We start from the raw sequence: 25963 nt of genomic DNA, 5'->3' as shown, positions 1-25963 counted from the left end.
AAATGACGATAATTACTGAATTAGACATTAATCCTATAAAAACTATTGATAACTCAAATATGTATGTTGTTATTCTATTCACACTCAGTGATGAACAGATGGAGGGTCAGTCAGATAAAAGAAAATCAAGAATGTGGAATACATTCTCTAAAAAATATGGCAAAGACATCGCAAGAAAAAACTACTACGCTTCGACTGAAAAAGAATTGCTGAAAGAGAATGATGACTTCAGTGAGAAAGAGGTTGTTGTCTTCACTAACCTCGAAAGTCTGGCAGCAATAGATGAGCGTGATAAAGAGAAGATTGAGTTTGGTTTCAGAATACTAAAGGATGGCAATATCATTCCGTTGGATCATTCAATTACAAATGACCTAGAAAAAGATGACCTCAACAAAAATCTTGTATTTGATGAGGTTGAGGATCAGTATACAAAGCTCAATCAATATCTTGAAAAAAGAGTAGAAGAAAAGAAAATGCAAGAAGAAGAAAAAGAAAAGAAAGCAGAAATTGTTGAAGAAGAGACGCCTCAACAAATTGATGATGCTCGGGACGATAAAACGGAACTTCCTGCGGATTTATCAAAGGAATTTGAGGAACAAGAGAAGCTTGCTGACAATAACAAGGTCGAGACTCAACAAACAGATGCCAATACAGAAAGTGAAGTGAGGTATTCTGCTCAGGAAAAAGCAATAGTTTCTGAAGATAAGGATGAGATAGTTGATTTTAGAAACAGGCTCTATGCTTATCTGGAAGCTCAGATTCCTAATCCTGACCTTAATTCTATTGATTTAAATAATATCCTATCTAAAGTCGATTATAAAGGCTATAAGGATTTATATATCCTAGCACTTGACGGAATTGAAAAGAGAATCAATCAAAAAAATTATCTCATTCAGGAAGAACGAAAAAAACTTATCAATGATATATATAGGCAGATGGTAAATGAGCTGAATAAAAGATATCGTGAAAATACTAACTTAATAAACTACAAATCAGCTGATAATGAATACGGTCATATATATAAAGACATTGTAGAAAACTATGATGCAGCTATAAAGTCACTGGAAGAACACCGAAAGGAAAAAGAATTATTCCTTACGGAACAATTCAATATCAACAAGAAGCAGTATGTTGAAAGGGAAGCAAAGCGAGCAGAGGAAGAATATGACAAGATCAACAAGCCTATTATTAAACAGGAAATTAGAGAATTTATAGATGATATAAGAGCGCAGGCAGATAAAGAAAAACAACTGCAACTAGAGAAACTGGAAGATGATATTTATCTTGATGTGTCAGGTCGTAATGATGAGCTTATGGATAATCTGATAAAAGATTATATGCCATCCATTGATAGTCTGATAACGACAATCAGTAATGATTTTCAAAATCATGTGACTGAAATTCTTAACAAAACTGAAATTGCAGTGGTAAAACTTATCGACCAAGTACAGGATGTTGAGAAGAAACGTGTAGAAGCCGCTTCTTTATCAGAGGAAAAAATCGATGCTGAGGTTGCAAGAAAGACTGTAGACTATTCACATTTAAAGCAGCAAGTCAGTGAACTGGAACAGCTCATCTTTGATAAGAAGAAAGAGGCGGGTAACTATCAGGAAGAATTACTCAAAAAGGATGCGCAGTTGCAAAGTGCCGCTGAGGAAAGAAAAGCACTTGCTGACGATAGAGAATATCACAAATTACGTGCAGATAATGCATCAAGAGAACTTAACGAACTTCGAGAGCTACAGATAAAAGCGATGCAAGAAACGGCGAACAACCCTTACGTAACTGTAAGAGCGACTACTATTGAGAAAAAACGTAATAACGGTGAAAAATTAACGTTATCTGAAAAACTAGAGGGCATTGATAGAAAAATCTATAACATGATTGGTGCAGCACTAATCGCCGCTTCTCTTTTGGGTAGTGCAGCTATTCTGGGTGATAACGATGATAATCAGAACGAAATTAAATCTCTTGAGCAGCAGGTTAAAGCGCAACAAGAACAGATTAATGAAGCAAAATCGGTAGAAGAAGCAACAACAGAAGCACCTACGACGGAAGAACCTAAGACAGAAGCACCCAAAAGTAAAGAAAGCAGCAAAAGTGCAGAAACAAAGTCTCGTTAAGGAGGAGTCAGGTTGGAAGACTTGAATAGAGAAGAAAACATCGTATTGAAAGAGACCTATGGGATCAAAGCGAATCTAAGGATTACAACCTCAAATGTCATATATCCTATCGAGTTTTTAAGGAAAATAGGAATATTTTTTGCGATAACAATCAGGAGTTTAATTGTTTCAATCCTTGCGTTTTTTGGCATAGGTGTATTAGTGACTCTATTTCTTATGACAAGCCCGCTCAGAGCAAAGTTTTTATGGCTGCCGACTATTATCATATTCATAGCATTGCTCATGCTACTGTGTCAGTATGCGTTTATCAATCCCTCATATGGATCATTCTTTTCAGTTGGGTCATCAATGGCGAATCAACTTAAAGAATTTAAAAAAGTGATTAAAGGGAAAATGGCACGTGACAGAGACAATGATATAGAAGAAGTAGACGAAACGGGACTGATAAAGTTTAAATCTGGTTCATTCGGAAAAGTAGTGTCAATTGATGGTTCAACCTCTTTAGTCGCTTTTCCAAGTGAAATAAGAGATCAGGAAAGAAGAGCGATCAGATACCATAACACGAGAGAACGGACAACAGCAGAGATTGATATAACATCATCACAAAAACAGAATGCAGATAAGCAGATTAACAATACAAAACACCTTATTAGAGCGAATACTCATCCTGCTATCATCGCAAATCAGAGGCAGGAAGAATACTTCCTAGCCAACAAAGTAAACGGGAAAAAATCAACAATCATACAATACAAGTTACTGAGAGATGATACACAGAAAGGGCTTGAGTTAACGCTTGAGCATCTATATAGATACGAGGCAGAGGGTTATTATTACAGTGTCATAGAGTTAGGTAAAGAAGAAACAGAAGAAGTTCTAAGAGATATATACTTCTTGAAATAGTTAGAACACACACGCAAAGGATATGAGGAGGAAAGTTATGAATTTCAGTAAGAGAAGAGAGAATATACGTTTTTCCTTAAAGAAAAATCCGGACAAGAAAAGTAAAAGAAAGAACCAGAATTATCTTGCACCAGTCGCAGGATACGAATACACTCCATCAATCATCAAAAGCGGTAACAGATACGGCACTGTAGTTTCTGTAGTCAATAAATTCGGAATGAACAGGGCTAATCAATACGGATGGTTTGTGGATATCATTCCTCAGGCTTCAATCCCTAGCGTCAAAACCTATTTATTCATGTCCAGCAAGCCACTTACAAAGAAAGAGCAGACATCGATATTCAACAAAAAACTGAATGACACAATTAAGACCCTTGATAACACAAATGCATCAAAAGCTGAGACAGAGGGTGAAGAAGAACTGAGGGCTCTTCACGTTAAAGACTTGGCAGAATACTCAAGAAAGGACACTAAGCAGGAACTTGCAATAGATTTTCAGATTTTGATGTTACTGGTCTCAGACAATCCAGACGACGTTGTAGAGCAGCTCAGAATACTGAAAAAGAACTATGCGGATGATATGAATGGTATCGATCTTATGTCAGTAGCAGGCGATCAGAAGTCATTATTTAAAAGACTAATTGCCATGCCTCGTAAGTCTGTGTACGACTATTCAACAATGTCATCAGAGTTCGCAGGGTTTGATCATTCAGTTCGTAAAGGTCTCGATGATGAAAAGGGCGTTTCCATCGGCGAAATAACATTATCACTGTCTTCAGGAAATGCCTTGATGGACTTAAATGGTTCGTTCTCTAAAAGAATACTGGTGTCCGCTTCTAGTGACTCATATATCTATAGTTATGACAAAAAGCTCGCTGCAGCGAGTATGTGGGGGCAAAAAATAGCCAATCATGCTATGGCTTATAATCATCGGACATTTCATATTGTACTCAATGACTTCAAATATTATGGCGATAATCATCCGACTCTCGGTAATTCACCTTTCAGCTGTGAGCCAGTCATGAATACGGCGCTTAAACACATCGATTTAAGCAGAGGTGGACTGAATCCTCTTGAGATGTTTGGAGACCCTCGGAATGCAACTGAAATTTACAATTCAAATAAACGTAAGATTGCACAGATGTTCTATTACGCCACGGAACGTTATCTCGACAAAAACACTACTCTTGAGCTTCAGGAGATATTGAATGATTTCTATTATGGTTCTAACTTATGGCATCCGAAAGTAGATGAATATCCTGAACTTGCTCGTGTACTGGACGTTAAGAATCATGAATCTGTACCGACGTCAGGTGATTTCATCTCATGGCTCAAGCAAAACCTCACAGTAACAAGGGAGCATGGTACAGAGCAAGAGGTCAATAATGCCAAAGCACTTCATCTTGCTCTTCAGAATGCTTTAGACAGCTATCCTAATCTATTTAATACACCGACGACATTATCTAAAGCAAATAATCCGAATATTCTACAGTATTACTATGAATTTTCAGGTTTGCGTGGTGATCCCTCGATACTTGAGGCTCAGTTTCTTAATGCCTTTGACTTCATTACACACTTAGCTCTTGAAGGCGATATTATCATGATACACGGTGTCGATAATCTCACAACAGAGACACTTGATATAGTGAGAACTAGAATAAATAGGCTTATGGACTCAGGCATCAGAATGGCTTATTTGTTCGATAGAATCGCAACAGGCAATCCTATTAAAATTAGTAAGGATGAAAATATATACTACTCTGATATGTTTAATACAAAGGATATTCTGTTTGAGAACTTTGAAAGTCAGTTTGACTATACGATCCTAGGGACGATGAATAAAGATGACTTTATCAAATATGAGAAGCTTATCAAGCAGAAACTTCCTAAAGATTTGCAGGATATAATTACAGCAACTAATCAGCCGCTTCAATATCAAATCAGAAGACCATCAGATTTGACATCGAATTATATACTTGGGGACTTTATAATATGACAAGGGGGATGTAAAAATGATTAGATGGCAGACTACACACATGGTCACAGGTAATATTGTGAATATATTTGAGGATAAAGGTGTTGTTAATAGTCTGAGTTGGCATATTGTTGACGATAATCAAAAGAGAAAATATATAGGATGGACACAAGTTTTAAAAAATTGTAAGGAAATTGATGGGATTAAGGCGGGCAACAACTCAATATATTCTCTCGAAAAAATAAATATTGATAATGAATATAGAAAGAAAGGCTTCTCAAAACTGATTATCGCATATATAGTACTGGCATTACTTAAAAGAGAAACCGAAGACTTTTACGTGACATGGAGAGATACCTCAAATATAAGAGGTGTGTATAATACAATCATTAAACTATGTGGAGGTATTCAAAAAGATAAACAGGTAATACTCACATTCTATGGTCACGAAAGAGAAGCGGATATTCATACGCTTATTAATTTCATAAAGAATCTCAGTACAAGATAAAGGGACTACATCATGTAGTCCCTTTATGTTTATCAAGAGTTATGCTGGTCTCTAATGTTATCTATTACCTGCTGATCGACATTTGTTTCAATTTCATTATAGTATTCCTGAGCTAAGAATGTATCATCCATTGTAAGACTGAGTATCTCAAAAAGCTCACTCTTTTCATGTTCAATCATGACATCTAGCTGATAGTAGATAAAAAGACGTGCTTTGTAATCATAATCATTGACTATTGATCTGATTGCTGACTCTCTATCAGATTTGCTGATAAAGTAATTTTCAAGTGATAGAAACAGTGCGGAGTATTGATCTGGGAAAATATTATGAGGCTGACTTTTTAAGGAAATAATATCTTTGATTGTTTTCATATCTGCAATCCATCCTTTAATTTGATATACAATCACGGAAGTATTTAAAGAGATAACTTGACTCATAGTAATTCGTGACTCTCGATTCAAACGTACTTACGCTATTACAGGAAGTACTTAGCCTGACAACCTTTATAATGTCGGCTGCTTGGGCTAATAGAGCGCTATCTAATCGGGAGAGCATGATGTCATTCTGAATTAGTTCATCTAAGGATAGGTAGTAACTTGCAATAGAATCATAACCCTGCTCTTTTGCATAACTTACTCTATGGTTGCCGTCAATCACTAAAGGAACGTCCATCAACATGTCCTCTGGATATTGTAAGGAACGACCAGTGACATAATCAGCGGCAACTATAATCGGATCTCGACGGAGAGTATGTATGGGCTTTTCATGCTGATAAACAAATGGAAGATTTTCATTAATTTCACCAAACTGTATGAGGTGAAACTTAAAAAGTTCTTTCTTACTATCACTGATATATCTCTTCGCTTTTTCTATATTGAAACCGAAGTCATAGAGAAGATCTCCTTTATAGTCTAATCTGTCGATCGTAAAAACCTCGTGTATCATACTGGTGTCAACATGAAAGGATTTTGAAAGGGTTGTGACAACGGAGGCCCATTCATTATTAAATGTTTGAATAATATTGGTCTCTTCAAAGGATTTACTAAGTAAACCGCTGAAAAGATTGAAAAAAGAGTCATCTAATTTATATAGATATCTATCCGTATAATGTAGTTTCATCGGGCACCTCTTCTTAGTTAATAAATGAAAACATGCTTAATTATTTTTGACGGCGAAAATAATTAAGTATTATGATTATCTTTCTTTATTGGGTTCAATTAAACTGGATTTGCCGCTATAGGATAACCTAGAGTCCTTAGAGCCATAAATAAGGCTCTTAAGTGAGGAAGTATCAACTGACGATGTGACTCTTTTTCTTTTCAGTTCAGTGATATCGTCAGTCAAGGCTAAAGTAGCTTTCTGTATAGTCTCAAGCATATTATCCTTATAATTTTCTAGTAACTTTATCAGCTTGTCTCTTTCTTCTTCAGACAGATCACTTCTTAATTTTCCATCACCTAATTTGCGGAAAATTTCAGTGAGGTATTCGTGTGACTCTTTGAAGTAATCAGTTAAATCAGAGAAATGCTGATTACTTTTAAACAAGTTGCTTTCTACGGACGATTCTAGATCTATCTCCTTGTCTGGAGCCGCTTCACGGGAGGGTTCATAGAACTCTTTCATTAATTCACTCGTATTTTCTGTTACTTCATTATTCACTTCAATCAATCCTTTCAACAAGTATAGCAATTATGATATTATAATAACATAAATAACAATAAATAATAAGGTTGTGACAGTTATTGAGGGATAAACACACACAAAAATTATTAAAAACTATAAAAGTAGTTGCAGCATTTTCAATGATAACTACTTTATATCCTTACGCACAGGATGAAATAGGTATACCGCTAAGGATAGCTCACGCAAATGTCTCAGTATTAGAGGGACAGAACAACTGTTATACGCCAACAGACAGGGGAACGTCGGATGAAGAGGTTTCGAGTAGTGATGATGATAAAGGAAAAAGTTCAAGCGGAAAAATACCGAATGCTGAAGTCTTACAGGATATATATGATTATTTTCATGGTAAATACGGCTTCTCTGCTGAGTTTATAGCAGGTATAGCGGCGAACTGGGTAAAAGAGGCGCAGCTCGACCCAACTGCAAGTGAACCGATGCAGTCAGGTGTAGAAGCAGCCAGAAAGGCAACGGGAGGACAGCTTGGTATTGGTTGGGGTCAATGGAGTTTTGAGAGGCATACAGCGCTTGTTAAGCATGCTGAATCCTTAGGAAAAGATTGGTGGGAACCTGAGGCTCAGTTAGATTACATGGTGAAAAAAGACGGTATGTTTGTGGGAATCCTCAAAGAACTTGCATTGAACTCTGGAGATGATCCTATCGAAGAAGCAGTGACATTCCATGATCAGTGGGAAAGGTCAGCTGATAGTCGTGCAACTGTCATGTCAGACAGAGGTCAGACAGCTAAAGATGTTCTGGAATATATGAAACAGAACGGAATGGATGGAGCCAAAGATGAGGATAAAATCAATAAGATCAATGCGACAAGTAATGGTGACTCATCGAATTCAGAAGATGGTTCCACCATATCTGCAAATGATGATGCGGGGGAAACAACGGTTACATCACTATGTGGTGAAGCATCAGAGTCTGACTCAGAGGTCTCTGCGGGAAATGGAAAACTGGGTGAAAGCGTTAAGGCGAATGGCAAGTCAGGAAAGAATATCACTCAAAATTATGAATATAGTGAGCTTCCAGACAAATACAAAAAATATATAAAGGTACCAAAGTTTGACACAAGTTATCTTGATAAGCCTGGTAATACATATGTCGGATCAGGTAACAAAGGACAATGTACAGAGTTGACATGGGCGTACATGTCGCAGTTGTGGAAGAAAAGGCAGACAACTGGAGACGTAGGTGGGAGTACAGATGGAAATGGGAATGTGATCTATAAAGCGTACAAGAATCATGGGGCAAAAATCACAAAGAACCCAACGGTTGGCTACGGTTTCTCTTCAAATCCACCCTATGCAGGTGCTGGAGATGCAAGTGTAGGACATACAGGTGTAGTCGTAGGTGTTATGCCAGATGGAAAATGGATTATGGCAAACTATAATGTACCGCCAAAAGCAGCACCGTCGAGAACGCTATATTATACGGTGGTTGATGGTACAGATGGAAATATCATCTTCTTCAGTGGGATAAAATAATAAGGAGAACAAAAACAGTACTCAAAAACATATAAAAATATACTAACTTATAGAATAGTATTTTATATAGTTAAGGAGGAATTCGTCGTGAGAGCCTATAAGTCAGAGATCAAACCTACAGGGGAACAGGCCCGACTCATCAACCAGACAATCGGTGTGACACGTTATGTCTATAATCTGTTTATCATGAAAAATCAGGATAGATACAAGAGAAATCTATCATTTATGAGTGGCTATGACTTCAGTAGATGGCTTAACAATCGTCATTCCAAACAGAATCAGTGGATTAAAGACGTCTCCAGCAAGGCAGTCAAACAGTCCATCATGAATGCCGATAAAAGTTACAGAGGTTTCTTCAGTAAGAAAACAGGCTTCCCCTCCTATAAAAAGAAATCACTGAAAGGGTCGTTCTATCTGATAGGGACAATAAAAGTTGGAAGACATCGTATATTCCTGCCTAAATTAAAATGGATCCGATTGAAGGAATACGGCTACATTCCTAATGACAACATCAAGTCAGCAACTGTGTCCAGAGAGGGAAACAGATATTTTGTATCGGTACTTGTGGATGAGAGTCCCACTCAAACCATCAGCACTGAAAAGTCTGAACCGATTGGCTTAGATTTAGGTCTAAAGGAAACAGTCTACCTATCGAATGGGCAGAAATTAATGAGTATTTACAGGAATAAGCAGCTTCTTAAGCTGAACCAGTCTTTAAAAAGACAACAGCGTAAACTGGCAAGAAAGCAAAAAGGTTCAAATAATAGATATAAGCAGTTACTCAAAACAAACCGTTTATATCAAAGAATATCGAATATCAAATCCGATATGAAACGAAAATTTATACACGCTATAATCGCAACCAATCCACAATACATCACAATCGAAAATCTGAATATTAAAGGGATGATGAAAAACAGGCGACTATCCAATGCATTGCAGCAGACAGGGCTTGGATATATCGTGGAATGGCTGAAACTTAAATCAAAGCAGTCAGATATAGAATTAAGACAGGTCAGTCGCTTTTATCCGAGCAGTCAGCTATGTCATTGTTGTAATCATAGACAGAAAATGCCATTGAACAAAAGAATTTTCAGATGTGAGAATTGTGGAAATGAAACAGACAGAGATTTAAATGCAAGTATCAATCTAGTCAATGCAAGAGATTATGTCGTACTTACATGATCAAAAATATCAGGAAAGGAAAACTACTAAAAGATAAGTATCCATCTAAAATGTAGAAGTATCAAATACGGTGGGCTACACCGGAATCAACGCCTTCGGAGTGGACTTGAACTTACCGTCTAAGACTGTATCCACGTTGAACAAGGAATATTCTAAAATATACATTTTGGTATGATTTTAGTAGCAGGACAAAGGATGAGTAGAAATATCAGGTATATCATAATTGGGCTGTTGGTAATTGGTTTGTTAGGACTTCTTTATATGAATATCAATACAGGAAGAAAAGTTGAGAAATTAGAAAAAGACATCAAACACACTGTAGTGCCTAAGAAGCAGGAGTTAGTCCGTAAAATGAACCAAGAAGAGGTTAAAGAACTGAAGCAAGTGACTGAAGAAAAGATGAACGACTTCCTGATTGGTGATTACAGGGGCGATAAGAGCGGAGACGGGTCGGCTTATGACGTGATGAGAGGCTTATTCACTTTGACGTCTCACAAAATTATACTGAACGATGACTCATCAGAGAAAGAAATAATTGAATATTATGATCCTTTTGAATATAAGTTGAAAGACGTTGCAGGCAGATATACACGGGATGGAAAAGAAGTCATTGCAAACGTTGAGGTGACGTATAAAGGTAAAGAGGTAAATCCTTTCTACTCAATGGTTAAATTTAAGTATGATGACAACAACAGGATGACGGGAGGTATGCTCTATGGTGAATCTAAGTGAGTATAGAGAAAATGAAATCATCAGCAGACTTAACCTTACAATATTGATACTGCTTGCGGCAGTACTTTTACTAGGCATTGTGACCTATAATAAGAGCTCCTATCAACATAGCTTATCAGATGAATTGACGACTAAAGAAAAGAAGAGAAAAGAAGTGACTCAAGAAAATGAGAAGATTAAGCAGGAACAGAAAAAAATTGACGATTCTGTAGGCACTCAGGACGTGATTGCAGCCTCTGAATTTTTTAATGATAAGTATTTCGTCTGGAGTACTTGGAAGATGTATTCACAGAATATGAACGATCTTAAAACCCGCTATCCTAACCTAGAATCAAATAAATACGTTGATATTTCAGGGATGAGTGTAGGGACGGGCAATAGTCCTAACAGTGACTATTCAGTTGAGACCTATACCACAATAAATAACAATGAAATTGCAGAGATCATCAATCAGAATAGACAGTATGATGATAAAGTGACAAAACGATTGCTTTATAAGGTATCAACTTTTGAAGAGGGTAAGTATGATATCGAAACATTAAAGGCATACAGCGAAGCATTATAATAGTGACGGCAGGTGTAACGGATGAAGATATATAAAATAAGCGAATTTGCGGATGAGATTGGGGTGACTGCTCAGACACTCAGGATATGGGATAAAAAAGATAAACTGAAACCCGCTATGAAGCATGACAATGGTTGGAGATACTATACTGAGGCGCAACTTGAACAGTACAGAGATACAGTTAAAGATACTTACCGCAAGAAAATTGGTTATGTAAATGATGTTGACAGCCATTCACACCAAATGTCACTCATTGAGTCATATGCTGCTAATGAAGACATTGAAATTGAATATTTTATTGAGACAGGTAGGCACTATGAACTGAGTGAGCTCAAAAAAGTAGTGGGACAAATGTTGGATGGTGATATTGAAGTTATCATCATAGAAAGAAAAGACGTGATATTCAGTGAAATATTGACAGTATTTCTTCAGATAGCGGAATCAAACGACATAGAAATACGATGTATAAAATAGTAAAAAAATAACGATTTATCGATATAATGTAAGCATAAAAAATATGTAATTATGGTTAAATAAAATTAATTAATGTATCACAATTGTATAACAACGAATAGTAGTTGAAAAGAATGATCCTGTGATAATATATCAATACAGCGCATCCTTAGCTGCTGTAAATTGCATATCCTTAAATTCCTTTTCTGGGTATGCGTGTGTGTGGGCATATAGTGGCGACTATATGCCTTTTTCTTTCGCTCTTTACATTAAAAAAATTAGACTATATAATTAATGTAAATTAACTAAAATACATATTTCATAATGAAAACAAATTAATTAATTGAGTGAGGTGATTACATGTCCTACACAAGAAAGATAAAGAATAAGGTACAGCTGCTGATTGATGATGATACAGTCACAGGTTATCAGATAGAGAGAGCTACAGGGATACATGCGCCCACTGTTCATCATTTAAGAGCAGGGAAAATGAAGATAGAAAATATGAAATTTAAAACGGTCATGCTGCTATTTGATTACTATACGCAGATAGAGAAGCAACGGAAGAAAGAAGCAAAACTTAACGAGAAAGATTAGATCGGGACAGAGGAATGAATAAAATGATGACTTTTTGTTATATTGTAAGTAACCTGAAAGGAGTTGAGGATGATGGAATTTACCACAAAACAAAGAGATAGTCTTAAGAGTGGTTTTTATAATGCATTTCTTTTAAAAGCTAGATTAGAGGATGCATTCAAGCAGAAGCATCCTGAACTATACGATGAAATTGTTACAGATTATCTTGTTTACGATGGTTTCCCAAGAGAAGTCGATAAGAGCAAGGTTGAATATAGTCTCGAATTATTTGCAGAATCAGATGTAATGGTAGATATACTTGAAGATAGAGATGTACTTGAAAATGAAGAACAGTATCTTAGCTCAGTGAATAGTGAAGACTTCTATATAGAGAATATAGTTGAGGTTCCTATGTATTTAGAGCCTACGGTTAAAATTAAGACAGATGCAGAGCAGTATTTACAGCTTAACCCTACTGTCGAATATCTAGCAGAAAAAATCTACAACGCTTATGAAGAAAGACAATTTGCAGAAATGTTAATTCAAGACAAGGAAATACAGCAAAATATTGTATATGAAGCAGTACAGAATGGATTCTCGGAAGATGTTGATCTATCTCGATTACGTTTCAGTATAAATCCACGTCTGACTCAAGATTTTGATGGAATTGCCCGTCGAGTGATTGATAAAGGGGAAATCGGAGAAAATTCGACAGTTGATATGTTCCTCAATGACAGACTGTATGCATATATCAAAAATGAGAATTTATTTGAACCTAATATAACAATTGATGATACTCCTGAAGAATATGAAGAACTATAAAAGGCTGAAAAGCCTTTTTTTAGTAGTTTATATTCACAAATAAAACTATATATTATATAATTGTAATATATTATTGGGACTGCGGACCTGAAATATACACACACACGTAGAAAGGATTAATGTTATGACTAAAAGAGATGTTCAATATCCTTATGCACAATTTTCAAAACGAGTTTATATGAGTATTCGGAAAGTAGTGTTGCTCACTATTGTGCTTGCTTCTATTGCATTTATATTCTCATTGCTCTCTTCGGCGTTTATATGGATTGCAGATAAGTTATTCAAACCTAACTTTATGCACGATTGGTATGTGAGAACGAACGCTAAAAATGATGGGGCAATGGATAGAATACCATTTATGAAGTATCTGTTTCCTGATACTTCAGATTGGAGCGATAATTTAGCAGACTGGCTGAGTTTCAAGGATGGAGGGCTTGTTTCTATAGTGTTGATGACTGGCCTCACAATAGCAGGTATTATGCTTTTGATATATGTCATCACAATCATTCTTAGACACCATAAAGGAGAGATGGCTCCATTTCTCAATGATATCGAGTCAGTAAAGTTAAAGAAAAAAATTATTCGATCCATTGGAGCGGGTATCTGGGATATTTATGATGAAAGTGATAGGAAGCTCAAAAGGGTCGAACATGGTGCAAGATATCATTTAAGAAAAATGAAAGTAGATATTCATACGACTCTTGATAAAGGGCAGCCCAAACCAACGAAAAAATACTCTGTTGTAATTAGAAAGCCCCGTAAGATTACAGTTAATAAACTCGTACTTCATAAAATCAAGGACTTACAGGATATACTCACAGATTTAACCGATGGAGTCAGTTTCGATCAAATGAAAGTTACAGCAAACCGCCGCTACTATACATACGGGGGGTCAGTTGAAAAAGAACTAAAAGAGGCGAGAAGTGTTGTAAGACGAAGAGAGAGAGCAAAGAACAAAGTTGAACAGGCATTAGAGGTTCCAGAAAACGGGCTTACTTTCCCGATTGAAATGCTTAATGATGTCAGTGACCAGGTAAGAGATGAAAAACAAAAAGCTGAAGACTTCACTGAGTCTGTTAAGCATAAAGTTGCGTTGTCCCTCTCCAACTCTAATTTACAGACGGAGTTAATTGACACATTTGTGTCTAGTAAGACCGCTGTACTTAAATATTCTTACAGTTATACTAAAAATCATCCGTCAGACGACCGTATTGCTAAGTCGGTGAGTGATGAATTAAAAATAGAGGGTGTGACTTGTTCATCCAGTGCAGGTTCGCTTGAGATAACAGTTCCATTTTCAGACAAGGGCATTAATGCTATTCAGATTCCTATTGATTTCAAGAACATCGTTGAAAAACATATTGCAGGAAACAAAAAATTGAAACCGACTGATACATTGATTGGAGTTCTGCCTAACGGCGATTCCGTCATAAAATCATTAGCAAGTGCCCCGCATCTATTAGTGGTAGGTACTACAGGTTCAGGTAAGTCAGTAGGGCTAAACATATTAATAATGACTATGCTTGCTCATAATACGCCAGATAATGTGCAGCTGATTATTATTGACCCTAAGAAAGTTGAGTTTCCTCACTATAATGACTCTCCTTACATGGTTACTAACCCTATAACGGAAGTAGAGGATGGAGCAATTGCTTTAGAGTATGCGGTTATAGAGATGGAAAACAGGTATAAACTACTTGAACAATATAAAGTGAAAAATATCGAAGCATACAACAAGTTAGCTGCTAAAGATAGTTCATTGAAAAAAATGAAATATCTCTTCATCGTAATCGATGAGTTCTCTGACTTTAAGGATTCACTAGATGACTTTAAGGCTGTAGAAAAGTCTATACGACGTTTAGGGCAGAAAGCACGTGCCTGTGGTATTCACTTGATACTTGCTACACAGAGTCCTCGTAGCGAAGTTATTACAGGTATTATCAAAGCGAACTTACCTATGAAAATTGCCTTTGCTGTTTCAAGTCGTCTTGAAAGTAGTATCGCACTTGATGACACAGGTGACTCGATCAGTGCAGATAAGTTGCTCGGTAGAGGGGACATGCTGATTAAGATTGGGTCATCATTTACACGGGCTCAAGGTGCATATCTCTCTGACGAAGAGATTATAAACATCACTACTCACTGGAGAGAGAAGTTTGATAAACCTGTATTCGTAGATTACAAGAGTATCGTAGCTCGCGAAAGTGGCGATGAGATGTCTTCAGAAAAAGAGGAGATGTATAGTGCTGTCACAAGTCTTCAGCAGACACGGACTGATGCTAAAAAGACAGAACCTAGAATGAATGCACTTGAAAAGGCTGAAGAGCGCAAGGAAGCGAAGAAAGAACGTGCTTACAAGGTTGATATGTCTAAGTATTTCAAGGATGTACCACCTCCTAAAAAAAGAGCAGAGAAGAAAGTCGATACCTCTCAAAAGACGGCTGTTGATTCCTCGAAAAAAGATGATAATAAGAAAACAGCAAGTGATATTCTGGGGATATAGTTATGAATATATTTGAGCGGATAGGTAGATGGTTGACCCCATATAAGTATGCTTTTGAAGATAATGATATGGTTGAATATAAATTGTCTGAAAAAGCGACTGCTGTAAGAAGACAGAGGGTGAAAACGAAAAGACAGGGGCTTGATGAGGAAGCAAAGAAAGAATTAAGCGACTTTCTTGAACGTGGTGAAATAGGCATTAAAGTTGTCGATATAAACAATATCATGAGTAAAGAAGACGCTTATATTCGGCTGAAATCCAGTGATTCACATATTGGTTACTTTATTCATACAGACAATCATCATCAGCTGGCTGTTAAATTTGAGGAAAGTTCAGCTTGGAAGTATTATGAGCGCAGTAATAAGAGAAGAATGAAGCTGAGACCACTTATCGAGTATACAAAGAAAGGCAGCAGCGATAGAACACATCTTATTCCTGTAGGCTTTCATGGATCGGAGAATGATGAACGTCTTTTGATAGACTTCGATAGTACCATTAACAGACAGAACCTGAGGAAATTTGAGGAGTATGTATCAGGTGTCAACGAGAAGTCAGAGGTATTATGGTTTATAGATATTGTAAGGCAAGATGACGACTCTGTGATATGGAATGCTGTTGTTTGGGACGAAGATGGAAGAATTATCATTGAAGATCAATTCCATGATAGAAATAAGTTTAGATGGAGATAGATCGGAGCGGCGCATATGGCAAATAACTTACAGAAAGCGATGGACTACTTAACAGCGAACAATCGTGAAAACCTCAATAGATTCAAAGAGGGTATGTTAGATGTTCCTCATATCACTCAGAAGACAGGAGTTTCAAATCGCACAGTTTATAAGGTGCTAGAGAATATAGAACCTGAAGCGGTTAAGACTAGAAAGAAGAATATTGAAAAAAGAAGAAAGAACGAAATAACACGTATTATAGATGCAGTGGAGCAAGGCATTCCCTACGAATATTTGAACTATAATAAGGCTGATCTATTTGGATATAGTTCCAAGTTCCTGACAATGGATGACGGAGATAAGATTAAGAACAGGATTCAGAATTTATTGAGAAGCTATGATCCAGACAGTGCCTTTACATTTTATAAGTTGGATTACCTCACAAAAGCAGTCAGAAGAATTAAAATGCTACAGGAGATAGAAAAAGGTAAGACGGTTTTTGCTGTAGCAAAGGAATTTAATATCCATTCTCCTACTCTGTATAGGATTCAGAAGCAGTATGTTGAAAGCTCGAAATACTTGCCAGAAGTAACGACAGAACAAAACAGTATTATCATAAAGAATATGAAGATATTTGAGGATTTTAAAAATAATTATAATATCAATAAAATTGCAAAGGTGTATAAGATTGACAGAGGTTTAGTTGTGACCATAATTAAAGTTATGAAAGATGTGGAAATACGTATCAATAATCACAGAGACAATGGAGGGAAACATAATGAATTTAAATGAATATATACAGATGGAGATTGAAGTAAAACGTGTGAGAGATAAGATGAATGGTAAGATAGAAGTAACTACAGAAGAGTTGCTGCTTTTAATGTCCATATATAACAGTGAGGGCAAGAGAAAACCGTTCAGAGATATTTTAGCAGAGACAGGAAGAACATCTGCACTAGCGTCCAGATATCTCAAAAGTCTTGAGAAAAAAGGGTATCTCACACGTAAGCGATTAGAGTCCGATGAACGACAAACAGATGTGCTGATTCAGGATGATCAAATAGACAATGTGGAGATTCTTTTAGCATATGTTGAAGAAATTGTTTCAAGTGAGGAAGAGCCTGAAGATATAAATGAAAATGATGAGAATGTACAACAAGTAGGACATGAGATGGCTGAAATGAGTGAACCAGAGACACCGAGCTTCCATGAAGAAAACTATAGAAAAGAAGAGACTTATTAAAAAAAGATCAGCCGAGATTAAGGCTGATCTTTTTCGTTAGAAGAACAGTTTGAGAAAAAATTTTCATCAAGCAGTCTTATATCATCTTCTATATTCTTTAGCAGTTGTGATGGCATCATGTCAAAAGCTTCTGACAGTCTAAAGAATGTGTCAAGGGTGACAGAACCACGTTTATTGTTCTCAAGTTGATTGATATAAGCAAATGATATTCCTGTTTTATTGGAGAGATCACGAACTGTGTATTGATGATCTAATCTGTTTTTCTTCATCTGTTTGCTCAGTGCGAGTATCATTATCTCTCTTCTTTTGATATGTCTGTTGAACTGATTTGACATAATTTTCTTCGGTCTCCTATTGAATAGTATAATAAACGCAAATTGCAATTACAAGTTAGCCACCCTGACTCATCCTTAGTCTATATAGAATCCTAGGGATTCACTGAGTATGTTCTCTTTAATTAATTCCTTTAGGAATACTTCGAGGACCGACTGGCCATTTAATATCTTCCTTGGATAGTTGTTCATCCATTCCTGAATCTTATGGACAAGATGATCAGACACAGTTGAAACAGGCTTATCTTCAGGTATATGACGGCGGATAAACCTGTGCTGATTTTCTTTTGTACCTCATTCCCAGGATGAATAAGGATGTGTGAAGTAGACATCAGTGATTCCCTTAAGTCATCCAGAAAGTCCGCTGAATTCAGAGCCGTTGGCTGAAGTGATGGATTTAAATACCCTAGGAAAGGAATCTCCGATTTCTTCAATCAGCTCACTTACTGCTTTATCGACGTGTCGTCTTTGCTTGCCATCAATCTTCATGACGATTTCGTAACGGCTCTTCCTTTCAACCAGAGTAAGAAGCACCTGGTCCTTCTCTGACTTTTGACCGATCACAGTATCTATCTCCCAATGACCGAAGGTAGTATGTGCATCAACGACTTCAGGACGGGATTCAATAGATTCGCGCTCAGCACTCTCCTGTTGCCCTTGGTAAAGCCTTTCGGCTTTCTGGGTTTAAGCCTGAGCTTCATCAGGAGATCGATATTCCTTGTCCTTATCAGTTTCTGGTCGATCCAGTTGTAGAGCGTCTTCACACAGGGTATCAGTTCCCCAGCGAATTGTCTGGACGCTTTAGCCTTCATAATTACAGCAGCAGGTGATAAATCCTGATGTATCATCAATTCATCTGCTCATTCAACAAAAGGATTGCCTGTGATGGCAAGAGGACGTCGTCCTGATCTAATACGATTTTCATAATATCTGTCCTGTGCCAGATCGGGTGAATAGACTGATTGATAGTAGGTATAGGTCTTATTGTTCTATACCTGTTGATTCTTCCTTGTGTAAGAACCACGTTTTACCTCATTATTGATAGTCTGTGGCGCTCTGCCGAGTTTTCTAGCGATCTGCCTGTTGGAGTAGTTCTCATTAAGCAGAGTCTGAATAATGATTCGTTCATCTCTGGAAAGATGTTTGCCCTTCGGAGTTTTCGTGGTATCATTGATATGCGTCATGCGAATTCAATCCTTTATTGTTTGTGTGAAAACTACAATATTAACATGAATTCGTCATGGCGTATTTTTTATGGAATCATTTGATTTATTTCCACCTCAGGTGGCTAACTTGATTATAAAACTTGCCATTAAATTTGTCTTTTTGCTGAAAAAATTTTAATGGAAATTCTAATTTTGAAATAATTTTTTGATATACTTCTATACTAGGAACAGATTCATTCCTTTCATATTTTGAAATCATCTGTTTAGATACTCCTACACTTTTAGCTAATTCAGTTATGGACATTTGTCTAAATTTTCTCACTTCACGTAGTCTATCTCCTTCAAATATTAAAGACATAATTATTGCACTCTTTTCTATTTTACTTTATTTTAATTTCACTAAAACTTCTGCATTATCATTTATAGAATTATCTTTATTTGTTGAACTTTCTACTGTTTCGTTATCATTTTCATATTGAGGAGTTAACAATAAACTGATATCTTTTTTACTACGTACTTCTAAATTTGATGTAAATTCTATCAATTCAGCATATATAGCTAAATTTTCATGATAAGTAACGCTTATAACTTTTACTTCTTTTTCTATAACGCCAAGCATCTTTTGATTATCAATTTGATTTAATTGGTGATATACCTGTATTAATCAAAAAAATGGATTAATTGATGCACAAATTATAGAGAAGGCTAAAAAAACATTTGGAGCTGCTCTATTTGAGAATCAAATATATCAAAGAGAAAGAATTAAAAAATTTGGGGCAGAAGGTATAACAAATGAAGATATTCACGACAAAATGGTAATGAAAATGTTTAATGATATCTATTTGGAATTATTTGAAAGGTTAAGTATGACAAAGAATGTGGGGAACTAATAATGTCAGGATTTTTAGATAATATAGATACATCTGAAGTTAAATATACACCTAATTATGGTGTATCAAAAGAATCTGCAACAATTAGAGTTAGAAAAGATATAAAAAAAAGATTAGAACAGATGAAAGTAGATAAGGATATTAAAATAATAGATATTGCTTCTAAAGTTTTAGAGTTATATTTACGTGAATAAGGATATTAATTTTTATAAATTTATATTTCGAACTATTTTTCATTATCAAAACCACAAACGTGGAATTATTTACAAAATATTACTATGTATATAGAAGTGTCCTCTTTTTCAAAAGGACACTTCTATATTAGTTTATCATCTTTAGATAAATATCATAAATCATATATTTAAAATTAAATTGTTTTCTAAATTATTTTAAAATAGTTATTAATAAGTAATAACTAGCGATTTACAATGGCGTCTGTTATAGAAAATGAATTATTAAATTCAAATTCAAAACCTTCAATTAATACAGCAGGTTTATTATTCCCTCTTTGCCCCATAATTAATCCAGCTGAAGCTGCTATCATATCACATATAGTTTCAGATGTAGTTTTACCATCTATATTTACAACTCTCAAAGGGTTTATTCCATAAATACCTATTGAAATTTGAGTAGCTCCCATTTTATCAATTCTACCGTCACTATCTGTTATAACAATCGCTACTTTTTTATTTAACTTCTTATAAATATAATCACCAATTTTTTTTGCGCTCATATCCGGATTTTCAGGAAGAAGTACGACTTTATCATGATCATATTTATCTACTCCTCCACTTGTTAACTTTAGACCATTTGGTAACCATGCTCCTATATAATTATCCAATACCTCTACTTTGACGCCATCTTCACTATCAGTAACATCAATTATTTTTTGAATTACTTTAGGGTCTTTTCTGGGTATTTTTTTATTTATTTCATAAGCTATATTTGATGGTTCAACTTGATTTAGATTACAAATTCTATTTTCAGATATAGAAATAACTTTAGAAGCTATACAAATAATACTATTATCTTTAAGAATAATATTACTTTCCTTCAAAGCTTTAATTATTTTTTCGGAGATATTATCACCGATATTTATTTGTGGCATGTTTGGAATTTCTTGTATTTTAATCATTTTTATCCTCCAATATTCTCCTGAAATAGGTTACAGATTTACCTGAATAAGTGTACTTTACTTGTTCCCAGGGAGCATGTGTTTCAATACTAACTATTGTCTCGGACTTTAGCTCATTTTCCAATAAATTTAGTATGTAATCATAATCAATGATACCATCCCCTAAAGGTACAAATTCTACTTTCTTAGAATTCTCTAGTATTTTATAATCTTTACAGTGCACATAGCCGATATTATGTTTTATTTTTTTTATAAAATTTTTATCTATATATTCATCGTTTCTATATATATTAGCTATATCTAACCATATTTTTATGTTTTTTATGTTTTTTCTATCAATAAAATTAGATAAATTCACGAGGTGCTCTTTACTATAGAAATTACAGACTAACTCATTTTCAATAAAAAATTCATAAGGTTGATTTATTAATTCTCTTACTTTTTCATCACTAAAATAAGATTCAATATTTCCTACTTCTTGCTCATTTTTTAAATAAGAAAAAATCCTAATTTTTTTTATTCCTAATTTTTTTGCATTTTCTAAAACTGTATCAATAATTTCATCTTGTTCATTTGATGAGAGACTAGTATTAATACCAAAGCTATCAACACAGGCTATTTTTTCATCGCTTTCTTTCTTATACCATTTAAATATTGGAGAAGCAATAGCAATAGGTGTTATATGATGTCTATCTAACTTTTTCTTGAAAACAGCCAGTTTATCTTTATTCATCATTGCTATATTATTTCCATTTAATAATCGGATTTCACACTTATTGATATCATAATCCTTCAAGAAATTAATAGACTTATCTAAATCATCAGAAATTTCATCTAAATTAATAATTAATTGCATTTCTCTATCCTCCCCACTAACAATTCATGCAACGCTTTAAAATCAGTTTCTCCTACATATATATCTTTATCAATCCATATCGAGAGAGCCCTCTGTGCTTGGTAAATCATCATCCATAAACCATCAATACAATGGGCTCCTCTTTCATCGAAAATTTTATATAGTGGAGTTTCAATTGGATTAAAAACGGCATCAAAAAAAATTTTATCCTTTAAATCCAAATCTCTAATTATCTCTAAATCGAATGGTGCCTCATCTTTACCTATCATCCCAGCTGAAGTCGTATTGATAATAATATCAGAAGAGTTAATTCGATTCACAATATTTTTATAATCTTCAAAATTTATATTAGAATTCTTGTATTTATTAATTAGATTTATTGTATTAATACTCTTGAATTCCCTATAAATTACTGTTATATCTTCAGTTAATTTTTTAACAGCATATATAGCTGCTCGACTTGCTCCACCTGTACCAAGTATACATACTCTATACCCTGAAACATTCAATTTTGCTAATGGCTTATAAATTCCTATCCAATCAGTATTGTAACCAATAAGTTTTTCATCTCTTATATCTATAGTGTTAACAGCGTCTATAGCTGCTACTTCTTCTTGAATTTCATCTAAATATTTTATAATTTTCATTTTATGAGGGAGAGTAACATTTAGGCCAGAATAACTTGAATTTTTAAATGAATCTATTTTTTTCTTTAATTCATCATCTAATATATTTATTTTCTCATGGTTATAAATAGTATCATCAACTAATTTATACATCTCCTTAAATAATATGTCTGATATGGAATGATCCGTTGGATTTCCTATTAAAGCTGTATTTATCATCTAGTATCACCTTTACTCATTTATATTTTACTCCTTTGAATATTTACACAATTCTAAAAATTATGATACTATTTTAACATAAGAAATATAAAATTTGCATTCTTTACATTAAAATAAGGAGTTGATATATAATAGCTAATAAGAATTATTTACTAATAGGCTATGGAAAAATAGCTAAAATTAAGTTGAAAGTTCTACAAAAATATTATAAAAATATTTTTATATTTGACTTTAACAAAACCATTAATGACATTCCCTCAAATTTTATATTCTTAAATTCTCTAGATAACCTAGAAATGGAATTCGATATTATTGATATATCCACACCTTCTACTACTCATATCATTGTATTAAAATCTATTCTAAGTAAAAAAATAGTTTTTAAAAAAATTATTATTGAAAAACCATTATTTAGCAGCCAAGATGAATATAATCTATTATTATCAATTTTTGATTCTTACAAAGGCTTAAAAAATAAGATTTATGTTAACGAACAGTATTATTCTTCTAAAGCTTTAGAAAAATTCAGCCGAAGTTTAAACTTTAATACTATTAATAAAATATCCATTGACATGTCTAAAAATAGACTACTCGATCAAATTAATGGTCGTTTTATTGATTCAAATCTAGAGGCATATGGAATAGAAATCCCTCACATTTTAGCAGTATTAGATTACTTAAAAATTAACCTAGATGAAATCACAATTGAAGAAAACAATCACTACATTGATAAAAATAATTACAATAATCAAGGAGTATCAATACATTTCAAAATTAATAATATAGATATATTTATAACTAGTTTTTTAGGAGACTTTTATGTTAAAGGGCATTTTAAAATACCAAATAATATGAATAGGTCTCTTTGCATTAATGAAGATAATTCTATCAATTCCTCTCTAAAATTCGATCCGGTTCAAAATGTTGAGAGATTATATACAGAAATACGAATAAATGATTCAATAAATTATTTATTTGATAATCTATTAGATAATCATTATAGGAATATCATTCATGATAAACTCCCTAATCAATATTCCTTGGAAAAAATATTGATTATAAACCATTTATTACTATATTTATATAAAAATAAAAATACTATATATTTAGGAGACTAACAATGACAATTTCAATTAACTATTCACATACTAGCCCTGAAAAATTAGATTATGAGGTCGTAGAAAGAAAAGGTTTAGGTCATCCAGACACCCTAGCTGATGGTATTGCAGAATTAGCTGAAATAGAATATTCTAAATACTGTTTATCAAAGTTCGGATGTATCCCTCACCATAATTTTGACAAACTAATGATTTTAGGCGGTAACTGTGAACAAAAATTTGGAAAAGGAGTTTTTAAAAATCCAATCCAAGTAATTTTCATGGGTAGAGGCACAAAAGACTTTAATGGTACTCCTATTCCACTTAAAGAAATTCAGATAGCTTCTGCTAAAAAATACATCAAACGTGTTCTTCCACATTTAAATGTAGAGGATCCTAAAATGATTACTTTTGATTCAGTTACTTCTAATTACACAACTAAACCTTTCTGGTTTAAACCTAGAGATATAAATGATTTACCTGAATATTCTGAAGATGGACCATTTGCTAATGATACCGCAACAATGATTAGCTACTGGCCTCTCACTCCATGTGAGCAAATAGCACTCTTTCTTGAAAGTTATTTCTATTTAAAAAATGAAGATGACCTCCCTTACCCTAGATTTAAAGAATTTGGTGGAGATATTAAAGTAATGGTTGTTCGTGATAAAGATGAAATAACTGCGACTCTCGCAGTTCCTCAAGTAACAACTTTTACTCATTCAAAAGATGAATACATATCAAGACTTAAGTCATTAAAAATGTCTTTGGAAAGTATTGTTTCTCAAAATTTTCCTCACAATAAAATTAATTTAATTATAAATCCAAGTGATTCATTGTATTTAGTTACTGCTGGTTCTTGTATAGACTTTGGAGAAGAAGGAGCTGTAGGACGTGGCAATAAAACACATGGAATAATTTCTAGCTTTAGACCGAATACTATGGAAGCACCTCATGGAAAAAACTCTACTTATTTTGTTGGAAAAGTTTTAGGATATCAAGCTGATAAGATTGCTAAAGATATATATGATACTTTAAATACTCCTTGTCAAGTTATTCTAAGAGCAAATATTGGAGATAAGTTGTATAGTCCTTCTAAAATTATTGTTAGTACCACTGAAAAGGTTGATGAAAAAATAATTGAAAAGATTGTTCTAGATTCTCTTTCATTAAAAAGGAAAACAACTGATATTTTAATTGAATCTCAGCCTTTCCTCCCAAATTTTAAACAAGAGTGCTATTATGAAAAAAATTAAACTTGTTTTTCATGAAACTATAAAAGTAAATTTAATCTTAGATAACTCTATAAATATAAATAATATATTAAATCTATACTACAATAGAATGTTTAGTGAGAATCGTACTAAAGAGATTTTGTTAGAAATTTCAGTGTACTTTATACCTAGTAATACTGCTACGGTAATTTTTGATGAGTCTGAAAATAGATTTTACATCTCAGGTCCTATTGGTAACTTTCAAGAAGGGACAGCTATATATTTAATTGTTGACTATATAGCAGAGTGCTTGCAAACGAGTTATTTACAAACTACTTTGATACATAGTGCATCCATCTATTCAAACAAAGATAATAAATCATATTTAATAATGGGAGAAAAAGGCTCAGGAAAAACTACTTTAGCCTACTCAATGTGTTATAATTACGATTTCAAAATTATAGGGAATGATTTAACTAGGATTGGTATTAATCCTAAAGGTGAATTATGCACTTACGAAGGATCTTCATGGTTCACCTTTAGAGAAACCGCAATAAAAGCAAACTCAGAACTTAATAAATTCTCCAAATTATTTACATCGAATAGCATCCATAATAATGCTTCATGGAATAATAAAATAAAGTTGTCAGCTAAAGAGCTTTCACTTGAGTCATATAGTCAAGAGGCTGTTATTAAAAAAATAATAGATATTAGAATTGATCCTTTTCAAGAAAAAACAAGTATCAAAAAATGGAATAATCTGCAGTCAACTCTACTTTTACACGAAAGAATTGGAAGACACATTTCAGGTCAGACTATGCCATTTCAAGATGATAATGGTAAATATCTTGGATCTCTTCCTCAAATTAATTACATGAGTTCTGATAAATTACGAGAAAAAATTATATTTAAAATGCTTGATATGAACGTATATCAAACAAATAGCCCTAGTATATCTGATTTATCTAAAGTTTTTATTAATGATACTTTCAATTAAAATGA

At 34.1% G+C, this 25963-nt stretch carries 28 protein-coding genes and 1 pseudogene; 19 read left to right on the top strand and 10 right to left on the bottom strand.

From position 1 onward, the window contains the following. Window positions 1-2: 2 nt before the first annotated feature. From ERX40_RS10065 to ERX40_RS10050, 4 genes are read left to right on the top strand one after another with little or no spacing between them, the layout of a single operon-like run. Window positions 3-2123 carry a hypothetical protein gene (locus ERX40_RS10065; protein WP_165980745.1) on the top strand — a complete coding sequence of 707 codons (2121 nt, stop codon included), beginning with the start codon at window positions 3-5 and terminating at the stop codon, window positions 2121-2123. A 12-nt stretch (window positions 2124-2135) separates the two neighbouring features. Beyond that, a complete protein-coding gene (locus ERX40_RS10060) occupies window positions 2136-3023 on the top strand; it encodes a tripartite tricarboxylate transporter TctB family protein (RefSeq protein ID WP_133418373.1) in 888 nt (295 codons plus the stop codon). Window positions 3024-3060: 37 nt separating this feature from the next. Continuing rightward, the gene (locus ERX40_RS10055; protein ID WP_133418372.1) at window positions 3061-5019 is read left to right on the top strand and encodes a hypothetical protein; all 1959 of its coding nucleotides are present in this window, start codon (window positions 3061-3063) and stop codon (window positions 5017-5019) included. A gap of 16 nt (window positions 5020-5035) precedes the next feature. Next, window positions 5036-5506, top strand: a complete 471-nt coding sequence (locus tag ERX40_RS10050; protein WP_133418371.1) for a hypothetical protein — start codon at window positions 5036-5038, stop codon at window positions 5504-5506. Between the two features lie 32 nt (window positions 5507-5538). Here ERX40_RS10050 and ERX40_RS10045 read toward each other — a convergent pair whose 3' ends face one another. The 3 genes from ERX40_RS10045 to ERX40_RS10035 form a co-directional block, all read right to left on the bottom strand. Next, on the bottom strand, window positions 5539-5877 hold the full coding sequence (locus ERX40_RS10045) for a hypothetical protein (protein ID WP_133418370.1): 339 nt from the start codon (window positions 5875-5877) through the stop codon (window positions 5539-5541). 16 nt (window positions 5878-5893) lie between these two features. Further along, window positions 5894-6625 carry a hypothetical protein gene (locus tag ERX40_RS10040; protein ID WP_133418369.1) on the bottom strand — a complete coding sequence of 244 codons (732 nt, stop codon included), beginning with the start codon at window positions 6623-6625 and terminating at the stop codon, window positions 5894-5896. A 75-nt stretch (window positions 6626-6700) separates the two neighbouring features. Continuing rightward, window positions 6701-7165, bottom strand: coding sequence for a hypothetical protein (locus tag ERX40_RS10035; protein WP_133418368.1), 465 nt, complete (start codon window positions 7163-7165; stop codon window positions 6701-6703). Window positions 7166-7248: 83 nt separating this feature from the next. Between ERX40_RS10035 and ERX40_RS10030 the strand changes: the two genes are divergently transcribed. The 11 genes from ERX40_RS10030 (at window position 7249) to ERX40_RS09980 (ending at window position 17426) form a co-directional block, all read left to right on the top strand. Then, window positions 7249-8679, top strand: a complete 1431-nt coding sequence (locus tag ERX40_RS10030) for a phage tail tip lysozyme (protein WP_133418367.1) — start codon at window positions 7249-7251, stop codon at window positions 8677-8679. Between the two features lie 87 nt (window positions 8680-8766). Beyond that, window positions 8767-9864, top strand: a complete 1098-nt coding sequence (locus ERX40_RS10025; RefSeq protein WP_133418366.1) for an RNA-guided endonuclease InsQ/TnpB family protein — start codon at window positions 8767-8769, stop codon at window positions 9862-9864. Window positions 9865-10059: 195 nt separating this feature from the next. Beyond that, a complete protein-coding gene (locus ERX40_RS10020) occupies window positions 10060-10596 on the top strand; it encodes a hypothetical protein (RefSeq protein WP_133418365.1) in 537 nt (178 codons plus the stop codon). Next, on the top strand, window positions 10580-11161 hold the full coding sequence (locus ERX40_RS10015) for a hypothetical protein (RefSeq protein WP_133418364.1): 582 nt from the start codon (window positions 10580-10582) through the stop codon (window positions 11159-11161). Before ERX40_RS10020 ends, ERX40_RS10015 begins: the two co-directional genes overlap by 17 nt. Before the next feature lie 21 nt (window positions 11162-11182). Beyond that, window positions 11183-11635: a MerR family transcriptional regulator gene (locus ERX40_RS10010; RefSeq protein WP_133418363.1), complete on the top strand. Its 453-nt coding sequence runs from the start codon at window positions 11183-11185 to the stop codon at window positions 11633-11635. Window positions 11636-11974: 339 nt separating this feature from the next. Further along, entirely contained in the window at window positions 11975-12211 is a 237-nt protein-coding gene (locus ERX40_RS10005; RefSeq protein WP_133418362.1) for a hypothetical protein, read from the top strand. 72 nt (window positions 12212-12283) lie between these two features. Next, entirely contained in the window at window positions 12284-13012 is a 729-nt protein-coding gene (locus ERX40_RS10000; RefSeq protein WP_133418361.1) for a hypothetical protein, read from the top strand. A gap of 124 nt (window positions 13013-13136) precedes the next feature. Continuing rightward, window positions 13137-15515, top strand: coding sequence for an FtsK/SpoIIIE domain-containing protein (locus ERX40_RS09995; protein ID WP_133418360.1), 2379 nt, complete (start codon window positions 13137-13139; stop codon window positions 15513-15515). 2 nt (window positions 15516-15517) lie between these two features. Beyond that, on the top strand, window positions 15518-16204 hold the full coding sequence (locus ERX40_RS09990; RefSeq protein WP_133418359.1) for a hypothetical protein: 687 nt from the start codon (window positions 15518-15520) through the stop codon (window positions 16202-16204). Between the two features lie 15 nt (window positions 16205-16219). Next, complete coding sequence (locus ERX40_RS09985; protein WP_133418358.1) at window positions 16220-16975, top strand: helix-turn-helix domain-containing protein; 756 nt, start codon at window positions 16220-16222, stop codon at window positions 16973-16975. Beyond that, complete coding sequence (locus tag ERX40_RS09980) at window positions 16962-17426, top strand: MarR family transcriptional regulator (RefSeq protein ID WP_165980744.1); 465 nt, start codon at window positions 16962-16964, stop codon at window positions 17424-17426. Before ERX40_RS09985 ends, ERX40_RS09980 begins: the two co-directional genes overlap by 14 nt. Before the next feature lie 17 nt (window positions 17427-17443). On the opposite strand, the gene ERX40_RS09975 is transcribed toward ERX40_RS09980, so the two are convergent. The 4 genes and pseudogenes from ERX40_RS09975 to ERX40_RS09960 all read right to left on the bottom strand — a co-directional run bounded on the left by ERX40_RS09975 (window position 17444) and on the right by ERX40_RS09960 (window position 19543). Continuing rightward, a complete protein-coding gene (locus ERX40_RS09975) occupies window positions 17444-17695 on the bottom strand; it encodes a helix-turn-helix domain-containing protein (protein ID WP_165980743.1) in 252 nt (83 codons plus the stop codon). 141 nt (window positions 17696-17836) lie between these two features. Then, window positions 17837-18942, bottom strand: a pseudogene (locus tag ERX40_RS11625) (IS30 family transposase). A gap of 85 nt (window positions 18943-19027) precedes the next feature. Beyond that, the gene (locus ERX40_RS09965; RefSeq protein ID WP_133418355.1) at window positions 19028-19282 is read right to left on the bottom strand and encodes a helix-turn-helix domain-containing protein; all 255 of its coding nucleotides are present in this window, start codon (window positions 19280-19282) and stop codon (window positions 19028-19030) included. Between the two features lie 27 nt (window positions 19283-19309). Next, on the bottom strand, window positions 19310-19543 hold the full coding sequence (locus tag ERX40_RS09960) for a hypothetical protein (RefSeq protein ID WP_133418354.1): 234 nt from the start codon (window positions 19541-19543) through the stop codon (window positions 19310-19312). A 273-nt stretch (window positions 19544-19816) separates the two neighbouring features. Here ERX40_RS09960 and ERX40_RS09950 point away from each other — a divergent pair, with 273 nt between their 5' ends. Then, entirely contained in the window at window positions 19817-20008 is a 192-nt protein-coding gene (locus tag ERX40_RS09950) for a plasmid replication-associated protein (protein ID WP_133418353.1), read from the top strand. Window positions 20009-20229: 221 nt separating this feature from the next. On the opposite strand, the gene ERX40_RS09945 is transcribed toward ERX40_RS09950, so the two are convergent. Genes ERX40_RS09945 through ERX40_RS09935 form a run of 3 tightly spaced genes read right to left on the bottom strand, consistent with a single transcriptional unit; the run spans window position 20230 to window position 22650 of the window. Then, window positions 20230-20949, bottom strand: a complete 720-nt coding sequence (locus tag ERX40_RS09945) for a coenzyme F420-0:L-glutamate ligase (protein ID WP_133418352.1) — start codon at window positions 20947-20949, stop codon at window positions 20230-20232. Beyond that, window positions 20942-21805 carry a sugar phosphate isomerase/epimerase family protein gene (locus ERX40_RS09940; RefSeq protein WP_133418351.1) on the bottom strand — a complete coding sequence of 288 codons (864 nt, stop codon included), beginning with the start codon at window positions 21803-21805 and terminating at the stop codon, window positions 20942-20944. The genes ERX40_RS09945 and ERX40_RS09940 overlap by 8 nt, the downstream gene beginning before the upstream one ends. Continuing rightward, entirely contained in the window at window positions 21796-22650 is an 855-nt protein-coding gene (locus tag ERX40_RS09935) for a shikimate dehydrogenase family protein (RefSeq protein WP_133418350.1), read from the bottom strand. The genes ERX40_RS09940 and ERX40_RS09935 overlap by 10 nt, the downstream gene beginning before the upstream one ends. 185 nt (window positions 22651-22835) lie before the next feature. Here ERX40_RS09935 and ERX40_RS09930 point away from each other — a divergent pair, with 185 nt between their 5' ends. From ERX40_RS09930 to ERX40_RS09920, 3 genes are read left to right on the top strand one after another with little or no spacing between them, the layout of a single operon-like run. Next, the gene (locus ERX40_RS09930) at window positions 22836-23768 is read left to right on the top strand and encodes a hypothetical protein (protein WP_165980742.1); all 933 of its coding nucleotides are present in this window, start codon (window positions 22836-22838) and stop codon (window positions 23766-23768) included. A gap of 2 nt (window positions 23769-23770) precedes the next feature. Beyond that, window positions 23771-25003, top strand: coding sequence for a methionine adenosyltransferase (locus ERX40_RS09925; RefSeq protein ID WP_133418348.1), 1233 nt, complete (start codon window positions 23771-23773; stop codon window positions 25001-25003). After that, window positions 24990-25958, top strand: coding sequence for a hypothetical protein (locus ERX40_RS09920; RefSeq protein ID WP_133418347.1), 969 nt, complete (start codon window positions 24990-24992; stop codon window positions 25956-25958). The genes ERX40_RS09925 and ERX40_RS09920 overlap by 14 nt, the downstream gene beginning before the upstream one ends. The last annotated feature ends 5 nt before the right edge of the window (window positions 25959-25963 follow it).

The organism is Macrococcus carouselicus (genome assembly GCF_004359515.1).
Lineage (GTDB): Bacteria > Bacillota > Bacilli > Staphylococcales > Staphylococcaceae > Macrococcus > Macrococcus carouselicus.
Note: the sequence above shows the minus strand (reverse complement) of the source record. Positions and strands in the feature narration are given on the sequence as shown.